Below are 26178 nucleotides of genomic sequence, written 5' to 3' on the forward strand. Positions count from 1 at the left end.
GACGGTTTCGGTGGCTGGTCCCGGGGTCTGCGCAACAGGACCGTCACACCCCCGGGTTAGCGTCCACCGAACCCGACGAGGAGGTCGACCGGTGCACCTGTCCCCGCACGAGCAGGAACGGCTGCTGCTCAGCTACGCCGCCGAGCTGGCCCGCCGCCGGCAGGCCCGTGGCCTGAAGCTGAACCTCCCCGAGGCCACGGCCCTGGTCAGCGACCACGTGCTCGAGGGAGCCCGCGACGGCGTCCTGGTCACGGAGTTGATGCAGACCGGCCGCACCGTGCTCACCCGGGACGACGTCATGGACGGCGTTCCCGAGATGCTGGAGGAGGTGCAGGTGGAGGCGACCTTCCCGGACGGGACGAAGCTGGTGACCGTCCACCACCCCATCCCGTGATCCCGGGCGAGGTCATCCCGGCCGAGGGGTCCATCGAGACGCTCCCGGGGGTGCCGCGGGTGGAGCTCGAGGTGCACAACAGCGGCGATCGACCCGTCCAGGTGGGGTCGCACTTCCACTTCACCCAGGCCAATGCCGCGCTGGTCTTCGACCGCGGTGCTGCGCACGGGCACCGGCTCGACATCGCCGCGGGCACCGCCGTCCGCTTCGAGCCGGGCATCGAGAAGACCGTCGTCCTCGTCCCCCTGGCCGGCGCTCGCGTCGTGCCGGGGCTCTCCGCAGAAGGGGGTCTGGGCTGATGGTCCGGCTGTCCCGTGAGCGTTACGCCCAGCTGTACGGCCCCACCACGGGTGACCGCATCCGGCTGGCCGACACCGACCTGCTCATCGAGGTGACCGAGGACCGGTCGGGCGGGCCCGGGCTGGCCGGCGAGGAAGCCGTCTTCGGTGGCGGCAAGGTGATCCGGGAGTCCATGGGGCAGGGCCGGACCACCCGCGCCGAGGGTGCCCCCGACCTGGTGATCACCGGGGCGGTCGTGCTGGACCACTGGGGCGTGGTCAAGGCCGACGTCGGCATCCGGGACGGGCGCATCGTGGCGTTGGGCAAGGCCGGCAACCCCGACACCATGGACGGGGTCCACCCGGACCTGGTGATCGGACCGGCGACCGAGGTGTTGTCCGGGAACGGGAAGATCCTCACCGCCGGCGGCATCGACTGCCACGTGCACTTCATCTGCCCGCAGATCGTGCCGACCGCGTTGGGCTCCGGGGTCACCACGCTCATCGGTGGCGGCACCGGACCGGCGGAGGGCTCCAAGGCCACCACGATCACACCCGGCGACTGGTACCTGGCCCGGATGCTCGAGTCGATGGACGTCTGGCCGGTCAACGTGGCCTTGCTGGGCAAGGGCAACACCGTCTCGCACGCCTCGCTGGAGGAACAGCTCCGGGCCGGGGCGAGCGGCTTCAAGCTGCACGAGGACTGGGGGTCCACGCCCGCAGCCATCGACGCCGCCCTCACCGTGGCAGGACGGCACGGGGTCCCGGTCGCCCTGCACTCGGACACCCTGAACGAGGCCGGTTTCGTGGAGGACACCCTGGCGGCCATCGGTGGCCGGAGCATCCACGCGTACCACACGGAGGGGGCCGGAGGAGGTCACGCGCCGGACATCATCACCGTCGCGGGGCACCCGAACGTGCTGCCCAGCAGCACGAACCCGACCCGGCCGCACACCGTCAACACCCTCGACGAGCACCTCGACATGCTCATGGTCTGCCACCACCTGGACAGTTCCGTGCCCGAGGACCTCGCCTTCGCCGAGAGCCGGATCCGACCCACCACCATCGCCGCCGAGGACCTGCTGCACGACCTGGGGGCCATCTCGATGATCGGCTCGGACGCCCAGGCCATGGGACGGGTCGGCGAGGTCGTCATGCGCACCTGGCAGACCGCGCACGTGATGAAGCGCCGCCGGGGCTCGCTGGCCGGGGACGGTGCCGCCGACAACGCCCGGGCCCGCCGGTACGTCGCCAAGTACACGATCTGTCCAGCCGTGGCGCACGGCATCGACGGCGAGGTCGGCTCGGTGGAGCCGGGCAAGCTGGCTGACCTGGTGCTGTGGGACCCGAAGACCTTCGGCGTCCGGCCGCACGTGGTGCTCAAGGGCGGCATGATCGCCTGGGGCCAGATGGGGGACGCGAACGCCTCGATCCCCACGCCGCAGCCGGTCTACCCGCGCCCGATGTTCGGCGCCTACGGCAAGGTGCCGGCGATGACGTCGATGCACTTCGTCGCCCAGGCCGCCCTCGACGACGGTCTGGCCGATCGGTTGGCGGTGGACCGGCGACTGGTCGCTGTCTCCGACACCAGCCGGCTGGGCAAGGCGGACATGCCGGAGAACACCGCCCTCCCCGACATCCGCGTCGACCCGGACACCTTCACCGTGTCTGTCGACGGGGAGGTCTGGGACCCCGAGCCGGTCGCCGAGCTGCCCATGGCCCAGCGCTACTTCCTGTTCTGACGTGACCGCTGCCCTGCTCGCGCTCGCCGACTCCCGCCTCCCGGCCGGCGGCCACACGCATTCCGGTGGGGTGGAACAGGCGATCACCGCCGGGGTGGTGCACGACCCGCGCACGCTCGAGACGTTCCTGCGACGACGGCTCTCCACCGCGGGTCGGGTGGCCGCCGGTCTCGCGGCAGCGTCCTGCCGCGCGGTGCTGACCGGGGAGGAGTCGACCCTGACGACGTGGGACGCCGAAGCGGAGGCGCGTACACCGTCCCCGGCGCTGCAGCAGGCCTCCCGCCAGCAGGGCCGCGGGCTGGTGCGGGTCGGGCGTCGCGCCTGGCCGCACCCGGCGTGGGACGCGCTCCCCGACCGGCCGCACCACCCCGTGGCGCTCGGGGTCGCGGCCGCCGCCGGCGGCCTCACCGCACGGGATGCAGCGGCAGCTGCCGCCTACCTGTCCATCACCGGTCCGGCCACCGCCGCCCAGCGACTGCTGGCCATGGACCCGATCACCGTCGCCACGGTCACGGCCCGGCTGAGCCCCGACGTGGACGTGGTGGCCAGCACGGCCCAGCCGGACCCGTGGCTGCCCGCCGACACCGATCCCCTCCTCGACCTGCTGGCCGAGGTGCACGCCTCCCGGAAGGACCGGTTCTTTGCCTCCTGACCACAACCTCGACGACTACGTGGACCCCTACGCCGATCCCGCGAACCGGGGCCACCGGCACGGCCCGCTCCGGGTGGGCCTGGGCGGTCCGGTCGGATCGGGCAAGACGGCGCTGGCGGCTGCGCTGTGCCGCACGCTCGGCGCCGAGTACGACCTGGCCGTCGTCACCAACGACATCTACACGACCGAGGACGCCGACTTCCTGCGCCGCAACGCCGTGCTGCCCGACGACCGGATCGAGGCGGTGCAGACCGGCTGCTGCCCGCACACCGCGATCCGCGACGACATCACCGCCAACCTGGACGCCGTCGAACTGCTGGAGTCCCGGCACCCGGGGTTGGAGCTGGTGTTCGTGGAGTCCGGTGGGGACAACCTGACCGCCTCGTTCAGCTACGGCCTGGTCGACGTGCAGGTCTTCGTCGTCGACGTGGCGGGCGGGGACAAGGTGCCGCGCAAGGGCGGGCCAGGGGTGACCAGCGCCGACCTGCTGGTGGTCAACAAGACCGACCTCGCGCCGATGGTGGGTGCCGACCTCGGTGTGATGCGCCGGGACTCCGACGCCGTGCGCGACGGCAAGCCCACCTTCCTCATCTCGCTGCGCGAGGACCCGGCGGCCACCCAGGTCGCCGAGTGGGTGCTCGAGCAGGTGCGCGCCCGCGCCGTGCAGCACGCCTGAGGCACCGGTGAGGACGGTGGTGGAGGTGGTCGCCCGGGCGGGTCCGGGCGGGCGCACCGTGCTGCCCGTGGTGCGGGCCAGCGGCCAGTTCGCCGTCCGACGCACCGGCCCGACGACGGTGCACCTGGTGGCCACCGCCTTCGGCCCGCTGGGCGGGGACGACGCGCAGATCAGGCTGGTCGTCGAAGCCGGCGCGCGCCTCTCGGTCTGCACGGTGGCCGCCGCGGTGGTGCTGCCGGCGCGGTCCAGCGACGGATCGGGGTCCCCGCCCTCGGTCCAGCGGGTGCTGGCCGAGGTCGCCGGGGAGCTGGACCTGCAGCCCGAACCCACCGTGGTGACCGCCCGGGCCCACCACCACGCGCTGCTGCACGCCGTGCTGGACGACGGGGCCCGGCTGACCGCCACCGAACAGGTCCAGCTGGGCCGCACCGGCGAGGAGCCCGGGCACTGGACGGGCACCACCCGTGTCGAGCGGTCGGGTGTGCCGGTGCTGCACACCACCGTCGGCCTCGGCCCGGGCGCAGCGGCGTGGCTGCCCCCGGTCGCCCCCCGGGCGTACGCGAGCACCACTCACCTGGGCACGCAGGGCGGCCGTGCCGTGGGCGACGACGCGGTGCGGCTGCCGTTGCCCGGCGGGTGGGTGGCCACGGCCTGGGGTGACCGGCTGACCCCCACCCTGGCCCGGCTGGGCGCGCTGGAGGACACCCCCCTGACGAGGAGAGAGGCCCGATGACCGAGGACCTGCCGGCGGACCTGGTGGTCCGGGCCCGTCGGGTCGTGCTGCCCGACGGCGAGCGTCCTGCGGCCGTGCACGTGCGTGACGGTCGCATCGCGGCCGTCACGGCGTTCGAGGACGCCCCCGCTGGTGCCACGACGCTGGCGGAGGACGAGGTGCTGATCCCCGGATTGGTGGACAGCCACGTGCACGTCAACGAACCCGGCCGCACGGCCTGGGAGGGGTTTGCCAGCGCAACCCGGGCCGCGGCAGCCGGTGGGGTCACGACGGTGGTGGACATGCCGCTGAACTCGATCCCGCCCACGACCTCGGTGGGTGCGCTGGAGGTCAAGCGGGCGGTGGCTGCGGGCCAGGTCAGCGTGGACGTGGCGTTCTGGGGCGGCGCCGTGCCGGACAACGCCGGTGAGTTCGCCCCGATGCTGGCCGAGGGGGTGGTGGGCTTCAAGTGCTTCCTGCTCGACAGCGGCGTCCCCGAGTTCCCGCCGCTCTCCACCGACGGCCTGCGGGCCGCGCTCACCGAACTCGCGGCCGTCGACGGTCTGCTCATCGCGCACTGCGAGGACGGCCCGACCATCGACGCCGCCCCCGACCCCGACGGCACCAGCTACGCCGCGTTCCTCGCCTCCCGGCCCGGGGCTGCCGAGGAGACCGCGATCGGCACCCTGTTGGCCGTGGCCGCCGAGACGGGGGCCCGGGTGCACGTGGTGCACCTGGCCGACGCGCACGCCCTGCCGCTGCTGCGACGGGCCCGGGCGGACGGCGTCCGGGTGACGGTGGAGACCTGCCCGCACTACCTCACCTTCGCCGCGGACGAGGTGCCCGACGGGGACACCGCCTTCAAGTGCTGCCCGCCGATCCGGGAGGCCTCCCACCGGGAGGCGCTGTGGCAGGCACTGGTCGACGGCGAGATCGACCTGGTGGTCAGTGACCACTCCCCGTGCACCCCGGAGCTCAAGCGGCTCGACGTGGGCGACTTCGGGCTGGCCTGGGGTGGCATCGCGGGCCTGCAGGTGGCGCTGCCCGCGGTGTGGACCGGCGCCCGGGCGAGAGGAGTGCCCCTGGCCCGGGTGGTGGAGCTGATGTCGGCGGCCCCGGCGGCGCTGGCCGGGCTGCCCCGCAAGGGCGGCATCGAGGTCGGGAAGGACGCCGACCTGGTCGCCTTCGCCCCCGACGCCACCGCGGTGGTGGGCCGCCTCGAGCACAAGAACCCGGTGACCCCCTACGCGGGGCGGGAGCTGACCGGAGTCGTGCGGGCGGTGTGGCTGCGCGGGGAGCGCACCGGCGGGGCCCCCGCGGGCAGGTTGCTGCGCCGCGGGGACCGGTGAACAGGGGCTACTGCTGGGGCTTGGCAGCAGCCGCCTCGTCGATCGGCTTCGGGTCGGTGGCCACGCCACCGGCGGGGTCGGCGTTGCCCAGCGCGGTCTCGGCGGGCAGCTCCTGCATCGCCTTCTTCGCGCGTTCTGCCAGGTCCTTGGGGGTCGGGGTGCTCATGGGTGCTCCTCCTGTTGGTGGGACCGGAACCACCCACTGTGCACCCTCCGGCGCTGATCGGTGGCCTGAGAGGGTGGGACGTCACCCCGAGTCAGGAGAACGATGACCGACGTCCGCGCCCCCTGGACCCAGCTGCCCGACCTCGCCGGCCGCACCCTGGGCGGTGCCGTGGTCGCGGCCAACGACGAGTTCTTCGCCGCCCGGGAGAACCTGGTGCTGCCCTGGCCGGCCGTGCGGCGGGACGACTTCGGTCACAAGGGCAAGGAGTACGACGGCTGGGAGACCCGCCGCCGCCGCACCCCGGGCGAGGACTGGGCCGTCGTCCGGCTCGGGGCGCCCGGCGTGGTGTCCGGGGTCGTCGTCGACACCGCGTTCTTCACCGGCAACTACCCGCCGCAGGCCTCCGTCGACGGGGTCGCGGTCGAGGGCCACCCCTCGGTCGAGGAGCTGGCCGGCGCCGACTGGCAGCCGCTGCTGGGCCGGGTGGACCTGGCCGGGGACACCGCCAACGCGTTCGCCGTGGTCAGCGACCGGCGGGTGACCCACGTGCGGCTGACCATCCACCCCGACGGCGGGGTGGCCCGCTTCCGGGTGCACGGCACCGTCGTCCCCGACCCGCGGTTCCTGGACGCCGGCCCGTGCGACCTGGCCGCGCTGGAGAACGGCGGGCGGGTGACCGCGGTCAGCAACGACTTCTACGGCAGCCCGCACCAGGTGCTCGGCCGGGGCGACGCCCGCTCGATGGGCGAGGGCTGGGAGAACGCCCGCCGCCGGGACGACGGCAACGACTGGCTGGCCGTCCGGCTGGCCTGCGAGGGCACGGTCACCCTGGCCGAGCTGGACACGTCGTACTTCCTGGGCAACGCCCCCGGTGCGGCCTCCCTCACCGGCATCACCGCCGACGGCACCGAGGTCGAGCTGCTGGCCCGCACCCCGTTGCAGCCGGACACCCGGCACCGGTTCCTGCTGACCGACGCGCCCGGGGTCACCGACGTCCGGCTGGACGTCTTCCCCGACGGCGGGATGGCCCGGTTGCGGCTCTGGGGGCGGCCGACCGAGGGTGGCCGGGCCGAGCTGGACCGCCGGTTCGGGGCGGGCTGACCGGGCCGTACAGCGGGCGGAGCTCCCCGGCCGACGGGTCGCCCGGCTGCACCGGCTCCGACGTGCGGACCCACACCGACGGCGAGGTCGTGGGCGCCGACACCCCGCGCCGACCGCCACCCGCGTGGGTGACGCTCACCGAGCCGACACCCGCCAGGGTCGCTACCTTGCCGGGGAACGCACAGGGAACACCCAGGTGCGCCGACCGAGGAGACAGCCATCACCCGCTCAGCCTTCCGCCGCGCCGCCCTGGGTGTCGCCGCCGCCCCCGTCCTCGCCCTGTCGCTGAGCGCCTGCGGCGCCGGCTCGGTCGACTCCGACAGCGTCGAGTCGCAGGTCGAGGACCAGCTCGAGCAGCAGGTCGGCGTCCGCCCGGACGTCGAGTGCGAGGAGGACCTCCCCGCCGAGGTCGACGCGACGATCACCTGCGCCCTGGAGGTCGACGGCGAGGACGGCGTCTACGACGTCACCGTCACCACGACCTCGGTCGACGGCGACACCGCGATGTTCGACGCCCAGGTGGCCGACACCCCGCGCTGAGGCACGTCGGCGACCGGGCCGGAAGCAGGGTCCCCGGTCCGGTCGCCCGTGTTCCACGTGGATCACGGGGGCGTCCTGTGCGAGGGGTCGGGCGCCTCCGGGAGCCGGTTCGCCGGCGCGCTGAGCGAGTGGGTCGAGGGGCAGCTGCGGCCCGACCCTCAGAGCACCGATGCCAGCTGGTCCAGCTCCGCCTCGGTGACGTCCAGGTGCGGGGACACCCGCAGCACCGGGGCGGCCAGCTCACCCGGCGCCCGGGAGGGCAGGCACAGCGTGGTGACGATGCCGTGCTCGACCCGCAGCCGGGTGTGGGTCTCGGTGACGTCCACCCCGTCCGGAGCCGCGATCGTGGTCGCCGGCGTCGGCTCGTCGACCGGCTCGACGACCCGCCAGCCGGCCACGCCGTCCAGCCGTTCACGGGTCGCCCGGCCGATCCCGGCCAGCCGCTGTCGGACGGCGACGGGGCCGGCGGCGAGGTGCTCGCCGATCGCCAGGGTCAGGCCCACCCGGCCGGCCACGTGCGCGTCGTGGGTCTCGAAGGACGTGGCCTCGGCCGGGTCGCCCTGCACCGGGGTGAGCCGGGCCCGGAACGAGGGCCGCAGCACCAGGAAGCCGACCCCGCGCGGACCGGCCAGCCACTTGCGCGAGGTGCCGTAGACGGCGTCGGCGGGGACGTCGCAGTCCACCTGGCCCAGCGCCTGGGCGACGTCGACGACCAGCGGCACCCCGGTCGCCCGGCAGATCCGGGACACCTCGACCAACGGCTGGACGACGGCCCGGTGGCTGGCCACCACGGTCAGGTGCACCGCGGCCGGGGGGTCGGCGCGCAGCGACCGGGCCAGCGCCTCCAGGTCCACCCGGCCCAGGTCGTCGGCCGCGAGCACCTGCGGCTGCAGGCCGGCGTACCGGATCGCGGCGAGGTTGCCGTGGTACTCCCCGGGCAGTACGGCCACCCGGGAGCCCGCGGGCAGCTGCCAGGACGAGAAGAGGATGCGCACCGCCGAGGACGCGCTCTCGCAGAACGCGACGTCGGCAGCCGCCAGCCCGACCAGCCCGGCGAGCACCGACCGGCCCTGCTGCAACAGCGGGGCCGCGGACTCCTCGGCCTGGTAGCCACCGACCTCGGCCTCGTGCCGGGCGTGGTGGGCGACCGCGTCGAGCACCTTCACCGACTGCCGGCTGCAGGCCGCGGAGTCCAGGTGCACCGCGGCCGGACGTGGGCGGGCGGCGCGCCAGGAGGCGCCGAGCTCGGGGTGGGGCAGGGCGCTCACCGGGCCGAGGCTAGACGGGGGTGGCCAGGGTGAGCGCGAAGTCCCCGTCGTCGTCGGTCCAGCACTCGGCGACCCGCAGCCCGGCGGCGGCCAGCTCCTCGGCGACGGCCTCGACGGTGAACTTGGTGGACACCTCGGTCCGCAGGTCCTCCCCGACCGCGAAGGGCACCTCCAGGTCCAGGCCGTCGATCCGCACGACCTGGTCACGGGTCGAGCGCAGCACCATCTCGATCCGGGAGTCCGGGGCGTTCCAGCGGGCCACGTGGTCGAAGGCGTCGAGGTCGAAGTCGGCCTTGAGCTCCCGGTCGACCACGGCCAGCACGTTCTTGTTGAACGCCGCGGTCACTCCGGCGGCGTCGTCGTAGGCGGCGACCAGCCGGCCGGTGTCCTTCACCAGGTCGGTGCCCAGCAGGAACCAGTCGTCCGGGTCGAGCATCGCGCCGACGGCGGCCAGGAACGCTGCGCGCGGGCCGGGCTCCAGGTTGCCGATGGTCGAGCCCAGGAAGGCGACCAGCCGGCGTCCCTCGCGGGGGAGCTCGCCCAGGTGCGCGGTGAAGTCGCCGACCGCGGCGTCCACGGCGAGGTCGGGGAACTCCTCGGCCAGCTGGGCGCCGGCCAGCCGCAGCACCGACGGGTCGACGTCGAAGGGCACGAACCGGGTCAGCGTGCCGGCGGTCTGCAGGGCGGTGAGCAGCAGGCGGGTCTTCTCCGACGTCCCGCTGCCCAGCTCCACCAGGGTGTCGGCGCCGGAGAGGACGGCGATCTCGTCGGCGTGCTCGACCAGGATCGACCGCTCGGCGCGGAACGGGTAGTACTCCGGCAGCCGGGTGATCTGGTCGAACAGGTCGCTGCCCCGCTCGTCGTAGAACCAGGTCGGCGGCAGCGTCTTCGGGGCCGCGGTGAGACCGGCGGCGACGTCGGCGCGCAGCGCGGCGCCGGCGTCGACCGGGCCGAGGTGGTCGGTGAGGGTGAACGTCACTGCAGGTCCTCCAGGGAGATGCCGTCGGGGGTGACCGACACCAGGTGCCGGTCGGGGACGTCGACCCAGCGCGGGTCGTCGTCGAAGGGCTCGCTCGCCAGCACCGTGCCGGCGTCGGTGGTGAGCACCGAGAGCGTGTCGCCCCAGGTGGTGGCCAGCAGCCGGGTGCCGTCGGCGGCCAGCAGGTTCAGCCGGGCGGCGGGGTCCGCGGCCCCCACCTCCCGGACGACGTCGCCGAGGTGGTCGACGCCGCGGTGGAACACCAGCGCGGCCAGCTGTGCGCTGTCACAGACCGACTCGGCGCCCGGGGACGCCGGCAGCACCGCGCGGTCGACCCGGCCGTTGTGCGACAGCAACCACCGGCCGTCGGTGAACGGGGCGGCCGCGGACTCGTCGATCGGCATGCCGACGGTGGCCGAGCGCACCGCGGCGACCACGCAGGAGGCGGCCACCGCGGGGGCGACCGAGGCGAAGGACGCCGAGCCCCACAGCGGGGTCGCCGCCCGCCACCGGGCGGGTTCGGCGCGTCCCTCGGCCCACCAGCCCACGCCCCAGCCGTCGGCGTTCACCGTGCCGTGCGCCTGCCGACGGGGTGCGTAGGACTGCACGACGAGCGCCGACGGCGGGTCGAGCACCAGTGAGGCGAGCGTGCGGGGCCGCCCCAGCCACGCGAGGTGCCTACACATCCCAGGCCAGCCGGATCCCGCTGAACACCTGGCGGCGCTGCGGGTGGTCCCAGTTGCGGAAGCTGGGCCGCAGCGTGGAGGCACCGACCGCCCAGGAGCCCCCGCGGAGCACCCGGTAGTCGCCGCCGAAGAAGGGCTCGGAGTACTGGGCGTAGAGCATCGGGGTGAACCCGGGCCAGGCGGTGAACGCCGAGCTGGTCCACTCCCACACGTCGCCGAGCAGCTGTTCCACGCCGTACGCCGAGGCCCCGGCCGGGTAGGCGCCGACCGGGGCGGGCCGCAGGGCGACGCCGTCCAGGTTGGCCAGCTGCGCGCTCGGCTCGGACGCCCCCCACGGGAAGCGGCGCCGCGTGCCGGTGGCTGGGTCCCAGCTCGCCGCCTTCTCCCACTCGACCTCGGTGGGCAGCCGGGCCCCGGCCCAGGCCGCGTAGGCCTCGGCCTCGAAGAAGGTGACGTGCTGGACCGGTTCGTCACCGGGCACCTCCTCGACGGTCCCGAAGCGGGTCCGGGTGCCGTCGGCGTGCCAGGTCATCGGCCGCTCCAGCCCGGCCTCGGCCACGTGCGCCCAGCCGCGCTCGGACCACCACCGCGGGGTGCGGTAGCCCTCGTCGGCGACGAACCGGGCGTACTCGGCGTTGGTGACCGGCACCAGGCCGATCCGGAAGGCCGGGACGTCCACGGTGTGTGCTGGGCGCTCGTTGTCCAGGCTGAAGGGCTCCTCGACGCCGTCCACCCCGAGCTGGCACGGGCCCGCGGGCACCAGCACCGAGGTGCCGGCCACCCCGGGCCGCCCGGGGGGCAGCGGTGTGCCGGCACCGAGCACCGCGGGGCCCGAGCGCAGCTGCAGGGTCTGCAGCATGGTCTCCCCGTGCTGCTGCTCGTGGCTGACCACCATCGCGGCCGGGAACAGCGCGGTGCCCGGGTCGTCGGACCGGCCGGCGGCCTCGATGCCGTCCAGCACCCGCGCCCGGACGTCGGCGACGAAGCCGCGGGCCTCCACCGGCGGCAGCAACGGCAGCCCGGCGCGCACGGCGCGGGGGTGGGTGAAGGCGTCGTAGAGCGCCTCGACGTCCACCGGCAGCACCCCGGGGCGTCCGGCCTCGCCGCCGCGCAGCAGCCAGAGGTCCTCCTGCTGCCCGATGTGCGCGAGGTCCCAGACCATCGGGCTCATCAGCGGGTCGTGCTGGCGGAGCAGCTCGGGCTCGTCGAGGTCGGTCAGGTGCAGGGTGCGGTCCCGGGCCGCGGTGAGGTCCCGGACGACGGTCTCGGCGGTCGGCTGCTGGGGGGCGGTGGTCACGAGGTCTCCTCCATCGGGGTCGGGTCGGCACAGGCGGCGAGCAGGGCGGCGGCAGGACCCGAGCGGCGGGCGGTGTCCAGCACGTCGTCGGCCGGGCTCCGACCGGCGTCGACGAGCGCGGCGAGGGCCTCGACCTCGGCCCGCAGCCCGGTCGGCGACCGGTCGAGTGCCGCGGCCAGGCAGCCCCGGGCGGCGGCGTGCAGCGCGGGATCGGCCAGCCCGAGCCGGGCGGCATCGGACCACCGGCCGGCGACCGGCTCGCAGGCGGCTGCCGCGGCATCGGCGGCCACCGGGTCGTCGAGCAGCGTGGTGGTGACCGCGGCCAGGGCCGGCCACCAGGGGTCGGGGGCGGCGTCGAGGTAGCGGACCTCGAGGAACCCGCGCAGCCGGACCGGGGGGAACAGCGTGGTCAGGTGGTAGTCGAGGTCGGCCGGCGTGGGTCGTCGTCCGCCCAGCAGGGTCTCCCCGGACGCCCAGTCGGCGAACGGGACCCGGCCGGTGACCGGCTCGGCGCCGCCGGCGTCGGTCAGCCGCACCAGCATCACCGGCGCGGCCAACGCGTAGTCGGCCCACTCGTCGGCCGGGTCGCCCCGCCCGAGCAGCGGCCCGCAGCGGGCCTGGTCCAGATCACCCCACACCTGCTGCCGGGTCGACACCCAGCCGGTCTCCTGCCCCACCAGCAGCGGGGACGACGCCGAGACGGCCACCAGCACCGGGCCCAGCGCGTGGGCCAGCGCGACCCGCTCGCGCCACCGTCCCGGCGCCCCGGCCTCCAGGTTGACCTGCAGGGACGCCGTCGACGTCATCATCGCCGCGCCGGCCCGGGTGCAGTCCACGGCGGCGAAGTGGTCCTCCATCGCCCGGTACCGGGGCCCGGGGCTCACCCGGGCCGCCGGGCGGAGCGGGTCGGCGCCCAGCGGGGCCAGCCCCAGTCCGTCCCGGGCCAGGGCGCTGCGGAGCACGGCCGCGTCGGACCGGAGGGCTGCCACGGCGGCGGTCACGTCGGGGTGCGGCGGGCCGGACAGCTCGACCTGGCCACCGGGCTCCAGGGTGACCGCGTTGCGTCCGGGCAGCGGACCCAGCCGGTCGACCAGCCCGGTGATCCGGGCCCAGGGCACCCGGACCGCGGGATCGCGCAGGTCGACCAGGTGCGCCTCGAGCTCGAGCCCCACCGGGCCGGGCGCGCCCGGGTGCAGCGCCGCGGCCACGACGTGCTCGTGGGCACTCGGCACGCCGTCCAACGGACGGGCGTCGGTGATCGTGCTGTCTGTGCTGGGAAACGCCGTGGCCACAGCCACCCCCTCCAGGTCCGGACCGGTCACGTACGACCGCGGGTCGGTGCGGGGGCGGCCTGCCGTGGCGGGCCGTCCTCGTCCACCAGGGTGCCACGCCGCTGCCACTGCCTCGACCGGGGAGAATCGGGCAGGTCCGGACGCCTAGCCTCGTCCCCACCCGGGTAGTCCGCGGGTGAGCGCCGTCCGGCGTCGACGAACGAGGGGCGGTGGGACGACGTGGGTGCCGACCGGGACTGCGCGCGACACAGCGCGTTGCTGGTCTCCGCCGACGCCGACCTCACGGCCGCCGGGGCGAGCTGGGTGCGGGCCGGCCACGAGCTCGGCCAGCCCGTCGTCGCCGTGCTCACCCCGGACGTCGCCGCCGCGCTCGCGCCGGGCACCACCGACGGCACCGTGGTCTGGGCCGACTGGTCCGAGGTGTTCGCCGGGGGCGCTCCGGCCGCGGTGACCGCGCTGCGCCGGCTCGCCGCCCGGCACCGCGTGGGGGAGGACGGCGTCGTCCGGCTGCTCATCGAGCCCTGGGCCGGCACCGACCCCGACGCGTGGCGGGAGTGGCAGCGCTTCGAGGCCGTGCTCGACCACGTCGCCGGCAGCGAGCCGCTGTGCGTGGCCTGCGTGCACGACACCCGTCGGCAGCCCGCCCAGCTGGTCGACACCGCCCGGGCCACCCACCCGGTGCTGCTGCAGGCCGAGGGCGAGGTCGCCAACGCCGACCACCAGGACCCGGCTGCCTTCCTCACCGCCCTCCCGGTGCCCGCCGAGCCGCTGGAGGGCGAGGCGCCGCTGGTCTCCGCGGACTCGGTGCGCGACCTGCGCGGGCTGCGTCACGACCTGTCGGTGCGTACCTCGGAGAACGGGCTGCTGGCGGGCCACGAGACCACCGTCGAGGACTTCCTGCTGGCCGTGGACGAGATGACCACCAACGCGCTGCGGCACGGCCGGCCACCGGTCGACCTGCGGCTGTGGGCGACCGCCGACCGGCTGGTCTGCCGGGTCACCGACCACGGCAGCGGCCTGGACGACCCGTTCATCGGCTACGGGCCCGCGCACGGCGAGGACCTCTCCCGCGGCGGGATGGGGCTGTGGCTGGCCCGCCAGCTCTGCGACCACGTGGACATCACCCCCGAGGGCGACGGCGTCTCCATCCGGCTGACCACCAGCCTGGACTGACGGTGGCCCGGGACCGGGACGCCGAGGGACGGGCCCGCAACGCCCGACCCCGGGACGGCCTGGGGCGGCCGCTGCCGCACGGGTCGCCGGGGGTGGAGCGGGCCCCGGAGGGCGTCGTCCGCACCGCCGGGGACACGCTCGTCGAGGCCCAGCGCCTGCTCGACGCAGGCCGGCCCTTCCACGCCCACGAGGTGCTCGAGGACGCGTGGAAGACCGGTCCGGACGACGAACGCGAGCTCTGGCGCGGGCTGGCCCAGCTGGCGGTCGGGCTCACCCACGCCGCCCGCGGCAACACCACCGGCGCGCGCACCCTGCTCGACCGGGGTGCCGGGCACGTGCAGGCGGCTGCCGGCACCGCGGCCCGGCTGGGGGTGGACGGCGTGGAGCTCGCCCGCTGGGCCCGGTCCGCCGACGTGACCGGTCCGGTCGAGCCCCCCGTGCTGACGGTCAGGCGGGGACCGGCACCGCAGCGTGCTCCCGACGGCGCCGCAGCACCCGGCGGGCCACCAGGACCGCGACCAGGACCGTGACCGCCAGCGGCACGAGCACGTAGACGTCCGCGTCCAGCGGCGGCATCAGGTTCGCCGCCGTCGTCCCGCTGACCACCAGGGTGGTCGCCCAGGCCAGGGCGCCGACGAACTGGGCCACGGTGAAGCGGCGGTAGGAGACCCCGGCTGCCGCTGCGGCCCGCGGGGTGAGCGTGCGGGTGCCGGCGACGCACTGGGCGACGGCGACGACGACGAGCGGGTGCCGCCGCAGCCCGGCGAAGACCCTGCTCACCAGCGCTCGGGCGCGGCCGGGGGCCTTCGCGACGAGGTCGCCGTCCCGACCCCGCCACCACGACAGGTGGGCACCCAGCACGGTCGCGGCGGTCACGACGCCGATGACCACCGGGAGCGGCAACCCGCGGTTCACGGCCAGCCAGCCGGCGGCGAGCACGGCGGTGCTCCCGGGCAGCAGCATCCCGGCGAGGAACCCGGACTCGGCGACGAGGACGACGGCGATCAGGGCCAGCCCGACCCCGCGGGGGGTCGCTGCGAGAGCTCCGAGCACGTCGTCCACGAGGTCCGGATGCCCCCGGGGCGAGATCGTGTAACGCGCAACTACTCCTGTGACGCGTCTCGCAGGGCGTCCACGGCGGCGGTGAGGAAACGGGCGACCACCGCGACGTCGTCCGCGCTCATCCCGTCGAGCACCGCGCCCACCCCGGCGGCCATCGGGGTGAAGAACTCCCGGGCCAGGTCGCGGGCCCGGTCCTGCACCCGGAGCACGACCTTGCGCCGGTCGGTGGTGCTCCGCTCGCGCACGAGGTGACCCGACCGGGCGAGCCGGTCGACCAGGGCCGTCGTGGCCGGGGAGGACAGGCGCAGCTCGGTCGCCAGCAGACCGGGGGTCATCTCCCGCCCGGCCATCGAGGCGCCCACGACGACGGCGAGGGCGTCGAGGTCGGTGCGGTGCAGGTCGTGGGTCTCGCCGAAGACCGCGGCGGTGCGGTTGCTCTCCACCGACACCGAGCGGAGCAGCAGGACCACCTCGCGCCGGCGTGCGTCCATCGTCACCCCTCGGTTTGGGTCGGGTACTTCCACGGTAGAGACATCTCGTCGTCGAAGGAACGTCCGAGGAGCACAGCATGAAGGACAGCACCAGGGTCGTCGCGGTGGTCGTGGCCGCCGTGGCCCAGATCGTCGGGAGCCCGCTGGGGACGCTGGTCTCCGGCCGCAGCGTCGGGGACGTCAGCGACGGGGCCCGCTCGCTGGTCACCCCGGCCGGCTGGGCGTTCTCGATCTGGGGGCTGGTCTTCCTGGGCTCGCTGGCCTGGGCGGTGTACCAGGCCCTGCCCGCCCAGCGCACCCGGTCGGTCCACCGCCGCACCGGGTGGCCGCTGACTGCGGCGTTCGCCGGCAACGCGGTCTGGGAGACCGTCTACCCGCTCGGCGGGGCGTGGCAGTACGTCGCCCAGGTGCTGATCTTCGGGATCACCGCCGCGGCCGCCGTCGGGTTCGCCCGGCTCCAGGACCTGGACGCCCGCGGCGAGGTCGCCGGCCTGGCCCGGGTGCTGCCCGCGGCGACGGCCGGCCTCCTCCTGGGCTGGGTGACCGTCGCCCCGGTCGCCAACGTGGGCAACACCGGCGTCGCGCTGGGCATCGACCCCGACACCACGTCGTCCCAGGTGTGGGCCGTGGTCGCGATGGTCGCCGTCGCCGCCATCGGGGCCTTCGTCGTGCTGGCCTCCCGGGTCGCCGCCGGCCCGTTCGCCGCCGCCGTGGTCTGGGGCACCGTGGCGATCGCCGCCGCCGGGGGGCCGCTGCCGGTCACCGTCGCCGCGCTCGGTGCCGCCGCCGTGGTGCTGGTGTCCCTCGGCGTCCGCGCCGCCGCCCCGCAGGTCAGCGCCCGCACCCTGCTCGTCGGCTGACCCACCCCGCCCGCGGCGTCGATCAGCTCCGACGAGGGACGTGCGTCCTCCTCCACCGGCGTCGGTGGAGGAGGACGCACGGTGGTCGTCCCACCTGATCGAAGAGCGGGGCCAGGAAGCAGGGGGCGGGGGGTCAGGTGGCGAGCTCGATGGCCACCCAGCCGATCAGCACGATGAGGAGCGGGATCGCGTAGAAGACCAGGGTGGCCCAGCGGGGGGTCCGCACCAGGGGTCGGCCGGTGCGCGGGTCGCGCACCTCGCGGGCCCGGCGGCTGACCATGTACGCCGGCGGGATGCCGACGACCAGGCCGGTCGCCAGCCACAGCCAGCCCGAACGGCCCAGGTACGGCTCGTCGAGCAGGACGGCGAAGGCCCCCTGGCCGATCAGCCAGCCGGCCGCGGCGGCCAGCACCAGGGTGGTCGTCGTCCACCACCACGGCGGCTTGCGGTGCTCGTCGGTGAGGCTGGCCGCGTACTCCCGCGGCGTGCCGAAGGCCTCGACGGGGTCCTCGCCGGTGTCGGCGACGTGGCTCTCGACCTCGGCGACGATCTCCCCGATCCGGTCCGGCGGGACCTCCTGCAGGCGCAGGTGCAGCACCAGGGACTGGCCGTAGTCGGTGACGGTGGGCGTGGGGTCGTTGCTCATCGGGTGCTCCTCGGGCTCGGGAACAGGCCGGCGGCCCGCTCGGTGAACGTGTGCCAGGCGGCTGCCCGGCGCTGCAGGTGGTCGCGGCCGGCGTCGGTGGCGGCGAAGAACTTGCGGCCGGGGCCGCCGACCCCCTCGCGCCAGGACGACGTCAGCAGTCCGTCGGCCTCCAGCCGGTTGAGCACCGGGTAGAGGGTGCCGCCCTTGACCGCCCCCAGACCCGCGGTCTGCAGGCGCTGGGCGACCGCGTACCCGTACGTCTCCTCCTCGGCGACGGCGGAGAGCACCGCCAGGGGCAGCACCGCCCGCAGCCACTCGGTGGGCAGTTCGTCGTCGGCCATGACTAGAAGCTAGCGGCCACTAGTCAGGGACACAAGCTAGTCGCGCCGATGGAACCCGGTTGCGGTCACAACGGTCGCCGTCCCGTCGTTGGGAGACGTGGGTCACCGGTGGGAGGCTCGGCGGGCCATGACAGAGACCCCTGCCCAGACCCCCGCCGAGACCCCGGCGCCCGCCCCCGCCCGGGGGCCGGTCACCTCGGCCTCCTACTCCGTCACCGTCCGGCTGGCCGCCGACGGCGACCCCGCCACCATCGGCCGGATCGCCACCGCGGTCGGGTCCGCCGGCGGGGCGGTCACCGCGATCGACGTGGTGGAGTCCCGTTCGGACGGGCTGACCGTCGACGTGACCTGTTCGGCGGCGGACACCACGCACTCCGAGGAGGTGGTCGCGGCCCTCGACGCCCTGGACGACGTCCACGTGCGCAAGGTCAGCGACCGCACCTTCCTCCTGCACCTGGGCGGGAAGATCGAGGTCGGGTCCAAGGTGCCGCTGAAGACCCGTGACGACCTGTCGATGGCCTACACCCCCGGGGTCGCCCGGGTCTGCCTGGCGCTCGTCGACCACCCAGAGGACGTCCGGCGGCTGACGATCAAGGGCAACACGGTCGCCGTCGTCACCGACGGTTCGGCGGTGCTCGGGCTGGGCGACATCGGCCCGGGCGCCGCGATGCCGGTCATGGAGGGCAAGGCCGCGCTGTTCAAGCGGTTCGCCGACATCGACGCCTGGCCGGTCTGCCTGGACACCCAGGACGTCGACGAGATCGTCCGCACCGTCGAGCTCATCGCGCCCGGCTTCGGCGGCATCAACCTGGAGGACATCGCGGCGCCCCGGTGCTTCGAGATCGAGGCCCGGCTGCGCGAGAAGCTCGACATCCCGGTGTTCCACGACGACCAGCACGGCACGGCGATCGTCGCGCTCGCGGCCTTGCGCAACGCGCTGCGGGTGGTGGACAAGCGGCTGGAGGACGTCCGGGTCGTCGTCGCCGGGGGAGGCGCCGCGGGGACGGCGATCGTGTCGCTGCTGCTGGAGGCCGGCGCGCAGCACGTGCTCGTCTGGGACCGCGAGGGCATCCTGCGCCCGGACGACGACCGGCTCTCCCCGGCCAAGCGCGAGCTGGCCGCCCGGACCAACCCGGCGTGCCGCAGCGGCGAGCTGCCCGACGCCCTCGTGGGCGCCGACGTCTTCATCGGCGTCAGCGCGGGCAACGTGCTCCCGGTCGAGGCGCTGGCCGGGATGGCCGAGAGGGCGATCGTCTTCCCGATGGCCAACCCGACGCCCGAGGTCGACCCGGTGCGGGCCCGGCCCTACTGCGCCGTCGTCGCCTCGGGCCGGTCGGACCTGCCGAACCAGATCAACAACGTGCTGGCCTTCCCCGGCGTCTTCCGGGGTCTGCTGGACGCCAAGGCCACCGAGATCCGGCCCGGGATGCTGCTGGCCGCGGCCGACGCGTTGGCCGCCGTGGTGCGGGACGACCAGCTCAACGCCAACTACATCATCCCGAGCGTGTTCGACGCCGCGGCGACGGAGGCGGTGGCGCATGCCGTCGCGGAGTCCGCCCGACAGGCGCCCGGCGCGACGCTGCAGCTCGATGAGGACCGGCTGCCGGTGTGAGTAAGGTGAGCCTCACCTAAACCAGCGGGAGGCTCGACGTGGCACGCAGGAACGGACTCGGCACGGTGGCGCTGGCGGCGGTGGGGGGTCTCGTCCTGGCCGCCTGTTCGGCGGATCCCGGCCCGGCGGGGGCGCCGGTGGCGGCCACGGACGAGGTGCGGTCGGTGACCCACGCGCTGGGCACCACCGAGGTGGTCGGCACCCCCGACCGCGTCGTCGTCCTGGACAGCGGCGAGCTCGACGCCGTCACCTCCCTCGGCATCGTCCCGGTGGGCACGGTGGAGACCGAGGGGCTGCTCGACGAGCTGGCCGGCACCCACGGGTTCGAGGCCGACGACGTCGAGGTCGTCGGCTCGATCTCCGAGCCCGACCTGGAGGCGGTCGCCGCGCTGCAGCCGGACCTGATCCTGACCAACGCGATCCGGCACGAGGCGATCTACGACCAGCTGTCCGCGCTGGCCCCGACGGTGGTGTCGGCCGAGCTCGGGGCCGTGTGGCAGGAGAACTTCCTGCTCTGCGCCGAGGCGCTGGGCATGACCGAGCAGGCCGAGGAGATGCTCACCGGCTACGAGACCCGGATCGGGGAGATCGCGGCTGCCTGGGGCGACCCGGGCGTCACCGAGGTCGCCGTCCTGCGGTTCATGGGGGGCGGTGAGGTGCGGGCCTACGCCCGCGGCTCGTTCATCGGCAGCGTGCTCGAGGACGTCGGGTTCACCTGGCCGGCCGCGCTGGACACCACGGAGAACCGGGTGGAGCTGACCCCGGAGTCGCTGGACACGGTCACCTCCGACGTCGTCTTCTGGTCCCCGGGCTTCTCCGACGCCGGCGCCGCCGAGTCGGCCTCGATCACCTCGGGCGGGCTGTGGACGTCGCTGCCCCCGGTGCAGGCCGGCGGCGACCACGAGATCGACGACAGCCGCTGGTTCCTGGGCCTGGGCCCGTCGGGCGCCGACCTGGTCCTCGACGACCTCGCGGAGATCGCGGCCGCCCGCTGACGAGAGGCGCCCTCCTCGTCACCCGGGCGGGGGGTCGTGCGGTGGACGGGGTGTCGTCGGTGGGACGACGATGGACCCGTGCCCGAGTTGCCCGAGGTGGAGGCGCTGGCCGCGTTCCTGCGGGAGAACGCCGTCGGCAGGGTCGTCACGCGGGTGGACCTCGCGGGGATCCAGACGCTGAAGACGTTCGACCCGCCGCTGGTCGCGCTCGCCGGGCTGGAGGTCACGGGCGCGTCCCGGTCGGGCAAGTTCCTCGACCTGGACGTCTCGGGCATCCACCTGGTGGTGCACCTGGCCCGCGCCGGCTGGCTGCACTGGCGGGCCCAGCTGCCCGAGGCCCCGCCCAAGCCGGGCAAGGGACCGCTGGCGCTGCGCCTGCACCTGGACGACGGGGCCGGCTTCGACCTCACCGAGCAGGGCACCCGCAAGGGGCTGGCGGTCTACGTCGTCCGGTCGCCGACGGCCGAGGTGCCCGGCATCGCCCGGCTGGGGCCCGACGCGCTCGCGGTCGACGCCGAGGCGTTCGCGGCCCTGATGGCCGGCCGCAAGGGCCAGCTCAAGGGCGCCCTGACCGACCAGACCCTGATCTCGGGCATCGGCAACGCCTACTCCGACGAGATCCTGCACATCGCGAAGCTGTCGCCGTTCAAGGGCGCGGACAAGCTGAACGACGACGAGGTGCTCCGGCTCTACGACGCGATGCGCACCACGCTGGCCGATGCCCTCGAGCGGCAGGTCGGTCAGAAGGCCGCGACGCTCAAGGGCGAGAAGCGGGCGACCATGCAGGTGCACGCCCGCACCGGGCTCCCCTGCCCGGTCTGCGGGGACACCGTGCGCGAGGTGTCCTTCGCCGACACCTCGCTGCAGTACTGCCCGACGTGCCAGACCGGCGGCAAGCCGCTGGCCGACCGGCGGATGTCCAAGCTCCTGCGGTGAAGGACCCCGCTGCCCCCCACGACACGCTCCGCGCGCCGTGGGGCCCTGCAGCGGGGCCGTTCCATCAGGTCAGCTGCATCAGGCGTTCTCGAACGCGACCCTGTCCACCCGGCGGTGGTAGGCCGAACCGATGCGGCCGCCGAGCAGCGCGCCGATCAGGGTCACCACGAGCACCGCGCCGAGGGCGATGAGCCCCGCGGTGGTGGCGGTGCCGGACTCCACCGGCAGCGCCGGCAGGTTGAGCTGGTCGAACACGTTGTACTGCGAGCCCAGGACCAGCCCGGCGACGGCGACCAGCACCGTGATGATGACGCCCCACAGCCAGACGCCCAGGCCCTGCTTGGCCCCGTTGAAGCGGGCCATCCGGCCGGCGACGTACCCACCGGCCAGGTAGGCGAGGAACAGCACGACCAGCAGCGCGATCGCCGCACCCAGGCCGATGCCGGTGGCCGCCTGGTCGGTGGCGCTCTGGGCGTCGTCGATGGTGGCGTTCAGGCCGAAGGCCAGGCCGGCCGCGGACAGGACCGCCAGCAGGATCACGGCGACGCCGATCGCCGACAGCCAGCCGAAGAACGCCGTCCCCATGTGCAGGCCGCCGTAGCGGGCCCGCTGCACGGCGGCCATCTCCTTGGCCGTGGTCGGGACGGCGGCCCCGGTGCGGTCGTCGCGACCGTCGCCGTCCCGGTCGACGGGGTGCTCGGCGTCGGCGACGGGCCGCGCGCCGTGCCGGCCGGAGCCGTCGGCGAGCTGGTCGGTGGTGGGGTCGTACGGGGTGGCGCCCCGGCTGTCGTCGGCCATGGTGGGACTCGTCTCGGTGGGTGCACCGGCGCCTCGGGCGGCTCCGGTCGTCGGGGATGGGTGCCCGGCCCTCCGCGCGTGCAACCCTGCGTGCCGTGTTCGTGACCTTCGACCTGTTCAGCGCCCTCGTCGACAGCCGCACCGGGGCGGCCGCCGCGCTGGCCGAGATCACCGCCGGCGCGGGGCACCCGGCCGACGGCGGTGAGGTGTACGACGACTGGGACGCCCGCAACAAGGCCTCCCAGCGCGACGTCGTCGAGTGGGTGCCCTTCGCCGAGCACTGCCGCCGTTCGCTGGCCGCCACCTGGGCCGCCCGGGGGTGGTCCGACGACCCGACCGCGGCCACCGACGCGCTGCTGGCCGGCCTGCCGGACTGGCCGCTGTGGCCCGACGTCGCCGAGGTGCTGGCGGTGCTGGCCCGGGAGCACCGGGTCGGTGTGCTGAGCAACGTCGACGACGCGCTGTTCGCCCGCACCCGGGTGGCCGGGCTGGTCGACCCGGCGGACCTGGTGAGCAGTGAGCGGGTGCGCGCCTACAAGCCGCACCCGCAGCTCTACCGGGGTGCGGTGGCCGCCGGGGTGGACGTGCACGTCCCGGCGTCCGCGCGGGACACCCGGGGAGCGCTGGAGGCCGGGCTGGCCGTGGTGCGGGTGGCCCGCCCCGGGCACCGGGTCGACCCGGCCGGCCCGCAGCCGGAGCGGACCGTGTCCGACCTGCGGGCCCTGCCGGGGGTGCTCGCCGGCCTCAGCGGACCGCCGTCCACCAGTCGGGGGTGACGGGGGTCGAGTCGGTGAGGTCCAGCCGCTCCCCGGGCCGGGGGACGACGACCGGGACGTCGGACCGCGCCGCCGCCTCGAGCAGCCGGTCGACCGGCTCGGCCCAGCCGTGGAAGGCCAGGTTGAACGTGGCCCAGTGGATCGGCAGGAAGACCCGCCCGCCCAGGTCGCCGTGCGCGCGGACCGCTTCCTCGGGGTCCATGTGGATGGCGGCCCACGCGGGGCTGTAGGCCCCGATCGGCAGCAGGGTCAGGTCGAAGGGGCCGTGCTGGGCGCCGATCGCGGCGAACGCCGGGTGGTACCCGGTGTCCCCGCCGAAGAAGACCCGGTGCCGGGGGCCGCGGACCACCCAGGACGACCACAGCGTGTCGTCCCGGGACAGGCCGCGTCCGGAGAAGTGCCGGGCCTCCACGCAGGTGAGGGTCAGCGGACCGACGGTGTGCGAGCCGGCCCAGTCGAGCTCGACCACGCGGTCGGCGGGGACGCCCCAGCCCCGCAGGTGCTCCCCGATGCCCAGCGGGACGACGAACGGGGCGGACTGCTCCGTCACGAGCCGGCGGACGGTGGGCAGGTCGAGGTGGTCGTAGTGGTCGTGGCTGATCAGCACCGCGTCGACCTGGGGGATCTCCTCCAGCGGCCCGGGGACCGGGTGCAGCCGGCGCGGCCCGAGGGTCGCCGAGGGGGAGACCCGCTCGCCCCACACCGGGTCGACGAGCACCCGGTGGCCGTCGACCTCGAGCAGGGCGCTGGCGTGGCCGTACCAGGTGACGGCGAGGTCGGCGGCCTGTGCGGGCACCTCAGGGCGCACCAGCGGCACGGACCCGCTGGGGACGCCGGCCCCCCGGCCCTCGCGCAGCTGCTTGAGCAGGGCTCCGCGGGAACCCGGCTCCATCGTCGGGGTGGGCACCGTGTTGCGGAACTTGCCCTCGGAGAACTGGGGGGACCCGGTGACCAGGGGGCGCAGCCTGCGACGGCGCGCACCGATCTGGGTCGGGACGCCCCAGGCGGCCCGGCCCAGCAGTGCGGCGGGGACGGCGGCGGCCGCGGTCAGGGCGGCGGCGGCGAGGGCCGAGGTGAGGGAGCTGCGGCGGGGGTCAGGTGACACGCCCTCCAGCATCCCCGCCGGGAGCGCTCCGCGTCAGCTGGGGGTGGGCGTCGCCAGCGGGGAGGGGCTGGTCTCCGTGGGCTCGGTCGTGGGCTCCGGGGTCGGCTCGGGGGTCGGCTCGGTCGTGGGCGCCGGGACCGACTCGGAGGTGGTCGTCGGCGGGGTGGTCGACGGCGGTGCCGTCGTCGTCGGCGCCGTGGTCGTCGGCTCGGTCGACGTCGGCGTCGGCTCGCTGGTCGTCGGTTCCGTGGTGGTGGGCTCGGTGGTGGTCGGTGCCGTGGTGGTCGGTGCCGTGGTCGTCGGCCCGGTCGTCGTGGGGACCGGCTCGGTCGTCGTCGGCGTGGCGGTGGTCTCCCGGGCCGACGCGGTGGTCGGCGCGGTGGTCGGCTCGGGCACCGGCTCGGGGGCCGGCACCGCGACGGTGGGCTCCTCGACCTCGGCCTCCTGGGGCACCTCGACGGGGGCCTCCACCGGCGCCTCGGCCCGGTCCTCCACCGACGGCTCGGGCGCCGACGTCGGCACGGTCGTGGTGGCGCCGGTGTCGACGTCCCCGGGCTCGACGGGCGCGGACGGGACCACGGACGCCGGCGGGGTGAGGGCACCGGTGGCCACCGGGGCGTCCACCGTGGTCTCCGCGGCACTGGTCGCCACGGCACTGGTCTCCTCGCCCGGGCCGGCGAGGAACTCGGCCTGCCCGGCCTGGCTGGGGTCGGTGGGGGTGGAGTCGGAGGGGGAGGCGACGGCGAGCACCGTCAGGCCCCCTGCTGCGACGACCCCGACGCCCAGGGCGACGGCGGCCGGGGCGACCCGCCGGGCCACGGTCGGCCGCCGGGGGCCGACGGTCAGGGGCTCGGCGTCGGGCACCAGGTCGGCGACGATCACGACCGGGGTGTCCCCGGTGTCGGCGTGCCGGCCGTAGACCTCGGCGTCGGGGTCGAACCCGTCCTCGGTGGCTGCCATGACCTGCCCCTCCCGTCGTCCGGACCCGGTGGTCCGCCCCCGACTGCACCACGGATCAGCGCCCCGTGCCGGACGGCCGGGGCGCTGACCTGCGTATTCGTCGCTGTGCGTCAGGTGACGCGCACTGCCTGTGCCTGTCAGCCGGCGATGGCGGCCACCGGTGAGGTGCGGGCCGCCCGTCGGGCGGGCAGCACCGAGGCGAGCAGCCCGGCGAGGGTGGCGACCAGGACGATCGCCAGGACCTGGAGCCACGGGATGCTGACGACGGTGCCGTCGGCGGACAGCGAGCCGAGCACCGACGCGGCCCCGACCACGCCGTAGCCGCCGCCCAGGAGCACCCCGAGCGCGGCGGCCACCCCGGCGACCAGCACGGCCTCCCACGCCAGCAGGCCACGCAGCTGACCCCGGGTCAGGCCCAGCGCCCGCAGCAGCCCGCTCTCCTGCCGCCGTTCCACCACCGACAGCGCCAGGGTGTTGCCGACCCCGATCAGGGCGATCAGCACGGCCACCCCCAGCAGCCCGGTGACGACCAGCAGCAGGGTGTCGAGCACGTCGTCGATCGCGGCGCGCTCGCTGGCGATGCCGCTGACCGCGGCGGTGGGGACGGCGGTCCCGGCCAGCTCGGTGACGTCCTCGACCACGGTGGCGGTGTCGGCGCCGTCAGCCAGCCGCAGCCAGACCTGGCCGGTGCCGGCGTCGGGCACCAGGGCGGCCAGCTCCGGTCCGGTCAGCCGCGGCTCGTAGACGTCGTCGCTGCCCAGCACCGTGGTCATGGTCAGCGACCGGTCGCCTGCGGTGAAGGTGACCGGGTCGCCGGCGGCCACCCCGAACTGCTGGGCCAGGTAGGGCGGCAGCACGGCCTCCCCGACCGCGGGGAGCTGCTGGTCGGTGGTCGACCGCAGCACCGGCAGCGTGGCGGCGGTGTCGAAGCCCTCGGCGTCCCAGACCTCGCCGTCGGGTCCGGTGACCTGGCCGGTGGTGACCGCGACGCCGGCACGCACGCCGGACACGGCCGTCAGCTGGCCCAGCAGCGAGGCGGGCAGGTCGCCCGAGTAGTCCTGGACGACGACGTCGGTGGGGTAGGCCGCGTCCAGGCCGGCCGAGGCGGTCGCGCGGGCCGAGGAGGCGCCGACCACCATCGCGGTCGTCAGGGTCACCCCGATGACCAGGGCGGTGGCCGTGGCCGCCGTCCGGCGGGGGTTGCGGGTGGCGTTGCCGGCCGCCAGGCGGCCGGGCACGCCCCCGGTGCGGCCGAGCAGCCGGCCGGCCAGTGCCACCACGGGCGGGACGG

Annotated in this window: 27 protein-coding genes and 2 pseudogenes; 16 read left to right on the forward strand and 13 right to left on the reverse strand. The window is 75.3% G+C overall.

All coding sequences use genetic code 11. The features are described from left to right. Nucleotides 1-91 precede the first annotated feature (91 nt). The 9 genes from F1C76_10900 (at nt 92) to F1C76_10940 (ending at nt 7610) form a co-directional block, all read left to right on the forward strand. Nucleotides 92-394, forward strand: coding sequence for an urease subunit gamma (locus F1C76_10900; GenBank protein ID QNG37029.1), 303 nt, complete (start codon nt 92-94; stop codon nt 392-394). After that, complete coding sequence (locus F1C76_10905; protein ID QNG37030.1) at nt 391-693, forward strand: urease subunit beta; 303 nt, start codon at nt 391-393, stop codon at nt 691-693. Before F1C76_10900 ends, F1C76_10905 begins: the two co-directional genes overlap by 4 nt. After that, a complete protein-coding gene (locus F1C76_10910) occupies nt 693-2414 on the forward strand; it encodes an urease subunit alpha (GenBank protein ID QNG37031.1) in 1722 nt (573 codons plus the stop codon). The genes F1C76_10905 and F1C76_10910 overlap by 1 nt, the downstream gene beginning before the upstream one ends. Before the next feature lies 1 nt (nt 2415). Next, nucleotides 2416-3066 (forward strand): urease accessory protein, encoded by a 651-nt coding sequence (locus tag F1C76_10915; GenBank protein ID QNG37032.1) that lies wholly within the window; start codon nt 2416-2418, stop codon nt 3064-3066. Further along, nucleotides 3056-3742, forward strand: coding sequence for an urease accessory protein UreG (gene ureG / locus F1C76_10920; protein ID QNG37033.1), 687 nt, complete (start codon nt 3056-3058; stop codon nt 3740-3742). The genes F1C76_10915 and ureG overlap by 11 nt, the downstream gene beginning before the upstream one ends. 7 nt (nt 3743-3749) lie before the next feature. After that, nucleotides 3750-4475, forward strand: a complete 726-nt coding sequence (locus F1C76_10925) for an urease accessory protein UreD (protein ID QNG37034.1) — start codon at nt 3750-3752, stop codon at nt 4473-4475. Further along, complete coding sequence (allB, locus tag F1C76_10930; protein QNG37035.1) at nt 4472-5803, forward strand: allantoinase AllB; 1332 nt, start codon at nt 4472-4474, stop codon at nt 5801-5803. The genes F1C76_10925 and allB overlap by 4 nt, the downstream gene beginning before the upstream one ends. A gap of 268 nt (nt 5804-6071) precedes the next feature. Beyond that, complete coding sequence (alc, locus tag F1C76_10935) at nt 6072-7070, forward strand: allantoicase (protein QNG37036.1); 999 nt, start codon at nt 6072-6074, stop codon at nt 7068-7070. Nucleotides 7071-7289: 219 nt separating this feature from the next. Further along, nucleotides 7290-7610, forward strand: a complete 321-nt coding sequence (locus F1C76_10940) for a DUF4333 domain-containing protein (protein QNG39170.1) — start codon at nt 7290-7292, stop codon at nt 7608-7610. A 158-nt stretch (nt 7611-7768) separates the two neighbouring features. Here F1C76_10940 and egtE read toward each other — a convergent pair whose 3' ends face one another. Genes egtE through egtA form a run of 5 tightly spaced genes read right to left on the reverse strand, consistent with a single transcriptional unit; the run spans nt 7769 to nt 13132 of the window. After that, nucleotides 7769-8878, reverse strand: coding sequence for an ergothioneine biosynthesis PLP-dependent enzyme EgtE (egtE, locus tag F1C76_10945; protein ID QNG37037.1), 1110 nt, complete (start codon nt 8876-8878; stop codon nt 7769-7771). A 10-nt stretch (nt 8879-8888) separates the two neighbouring features. Further along, the gene (gene egtD / locus F1C76_10950; protein ID QNG37038.1) at nt 8889-9857 is read right to left on the reverse strand and encodes an L-histidine N(alpha)-methyltransferase; all 969 of its coding nucleotides are present in this window, start codon (nt 9855-9857) and stop codon (nt 8889-8891) included. Then, nucleotides 9854-10543, reverse strand: coding sequence for an ergothioneine biosynthesis protein EgtC (gene egtC, locus F1C76_10955; GenBank protein ID QNG37039.1), 690 nt, complete (start codon nt 10541-10543; stop codon nt 9854-9856). The genes egtD and egtC overlap by 4 nt, the downstream gene beginning before the upstream one ends. Continuing rightward, on the reverse strand, nt 10536-11840 hold the full coding sequence (locus F1C76_10960) for an ergothioneine biosynthesis protein EgtB (protein ID QNG37040.1): 1305 nt from the start codon (nt 11838-11840) through the stop codon (nt 10536-10538). The genes egtC and F1C76_10960 overlap by 8 nt, the downstream gene beginning before the upstream one ends. Beyond that, nucleotides 11837-13132 (reverse strand): ergothioneine biosynthesis glutamate--cysteine ligase EgtA, encoded by a 1296-nt coding sequence (gene egtA, locus F1C76_10965; GenBank protein QNG37041.1) that lies wholly within the window; start codon nt 13130-13132, stop codon nt 11837-11839. Before egtA ends, F1C76_10960 begins: the two co-directional genes overlap by 4 nt. A 219-nt stretch (nt 13133-13351) precedes the next feature. Between egtA and F1C76_10970 the strand changes: the two genes are divergently transcribed. After that, nucleotides 13352-14305: a sensor histidine kinase gene (locus F1C76_10970; protein ID QNG37042.1), complete on the forward strand. Its 954-nt coding sequence runs from the start codon at nt 13352-13354 to the stop codon at nt 14303-14305. Beyond that, nucleotides 14302-14835 carry a DUF309 domain-containing protein gene (locus tag F1C76_10975; protein ID QNG39171.1) on the forward strand — a complete coding sequence of 178 codons (534 nt, stop codon included), beginning with the start codon at nt 14302-14304 and terminating at the stop codon, nt 14833-14835. Before F1C76_10970 ends, F1C76_10975 begins: the two co-directional genes overlap by 4 nt. On the opposite strand, the gene F1C76_10980 is transcribed toward F1C76_10975, so the two are convergent. Beyond that, nucleotides 14753-15367: a hypothetical protein gene (locus F1C76_10980; GenBank protein QNG37043.1), complete on the reverse strand. Its 615-nt coding sequence runs from the start codon at nt 15365-15367 to the stop codon at nt 14753-14755. The two genes, F1C76_10975 and F1C76_10980, sit on opposite strands and share 83 nt — an antisense overlap. 41 nt (nt 15368-15408) lie before the next feature. Then, complete coding sequence (locus F1C76_10985) at nt 15409-15858, reverse strand: MarR family transcriptional regulator (GenBank protein QNG37044.1); 450 nt, start codon at nt 15856-15858, stop codon at nt 15409-15411. 77 nt (nt 15859-15935) lie between these two features. On the opposite strand from F1C76_10985, the gene F1C76_10990 reads away from it, so the two are divergent. Further along, nucleotides 15936-16718, forward strand: a complete 783-nt coding sequence (locus F1C76_10990) for a hypothetical protein (GenBank protein QNG37045.1) — start codon at nt 15936-15938, stop codon at nt 16716-16718. 133 nt (nt 16719-16851) lie between these two features. Here F1C76_10990 and F1C76_10995 read toward each other — a convergent pair whose 3' ends face one another. Together F1C76_10995 and F1C76_11000 are read right to left on the reverse strand one after the other, a co-directional pair. Continuing rightward, the gene (locus tag F1C76_10995) at nt 16852-17364 is read right to left on the reverse strand and encodes a hypothetical protein (protein QNG37046.1); all 513 of its coding nucleotides are present in this window, start codon (nt 17362-17364) and stop codon (nt 16852-16854) included. Next, nucleotides 17361-17705 carry a PadR family transcriptional regulator gene (locus F1C76_11000; protein ID QNG37047.1) on the reverse strand — a complete coding sequence of 115 codons (345 nt, stop codon included), beginning with the start codon at nt 17703-17705 and terminating at the stop codon, nt 17361-17363. Before F1C76_11000 ends, F1C76_10995 begins: the two co-directional genes overlap by 4 nt. Before the next feature lie 127 nt (nt 17706-17832). On the opposite strand from F1C76_11000, the gene F1C76_11005 reads away from it, so the two are divergent. The 3 genes from F1C76_11005 to F1C76_11015 all read left to right on the forward strand — a co-directional run bounded on the left by F1C76_11005 (nt 17833) and on the right by F1C76_11015 (nt 21248). After that, a complete protein-coding gene (locus F1C76_11005; GenBank protein ID QNG37048.1) occupies nt 17833-19317 on the forward strand; it encodes an NAD-dependent malic enzyme in 1485 nt (494 codons plus the stop codon). 38 nt (nt 19318-19355) lie between these two features. After that, nucleotides 19356-20312, forward strand: a complete 957-nt coding sequence (locus tag F1C76_11010; GenBank protein QNG37049.1) for an iron-siderophore ABC transporter substrate-binding protein — start codon at nt 19356-19358, stop codon at nt 20310-20312. 78 nt (nt 20313-20390) lie between these two features. Further along, nucleotides 20391-21248, forward strand: a complete 858-nt coding sequence (locus F1C76_11015) for an Fpg/Nei family DNA glycosylase (GenBank protein ID QNG37050.1) — start codon at nt 20391-20393, stop codon at nt 21246-21248. A gap of 78 nt (nt 21249-21326) precedes the next feature. Here F1C76_11015 and F1C76_11020 read toward each other — a convergent pair. Further along, nucleotides 21327-21881, reverse strand: a pseudogene (locus F1C76_11020) (hypothetical protein). A gap of 221 nt (nt 21882-22102) precedes the next feature. Here F1C76_11020 and F1C76_11025 point away from each other — a divergent pair. Continuing rightward, a complete protein-coding gene (locus F1C76_11025; protein ID QNG37051.1) occupies nt 22103-22822 on the forward strand; it encodes a haloacid dehalogenase in 720 nt (239 codons plus the stop codon). Here the strand turns inward: F1C76_11025 and F1C76_11030 are convergent. The 3 genes and pseudogenes from F1C76_11030 to F1C76_11040 form a co-directional block, all read right to left on the reverse strand. After that, complete coding sequence (locus F1C76_11030) at nt 22791-23939, reverse strand: hypothetical protein (protein ID QNG37052.1); 1149 nt, start codon at nt 23937-23939, stop codon at nt 22791-22793. The genes F1C76_11025 and F1C76_11030 overlap by 32 nt on opposite strands. A 24-nt stretch (nt 23940-23963) precedes the next feature. Then, a pseudogene (locus F1C76_11035) lies at nt 23964-24260 on the reverse strand (5'-nucleotidase). 764 nt (nt 24261-25024) lie between these two features. Further along, nucleotides 25025-25897 carry an ABC transporter permease gene (locus F1C76_11040; GenBank protein ID QNG37053.1) on the reverse strand — a complete coding sequence of 291 codons (873 nt, stop codon included), beginning with the start codon at nt 25895-25897 and terminating at the stop codon, nt 25025-25027. Nucleotides 25898-26178 lie beyond the last annotated feature (281 nt).

It is taken from the genome of Geodermatophilaceae bacterium NBWT11 (genome assembly GCA_014218215.1).
Taxonomy (GTDB): Bacteria; Actinomycetota; Actinomycetes; order Mycobacteriales; family Geodermatophilaceae; genus Klenkia.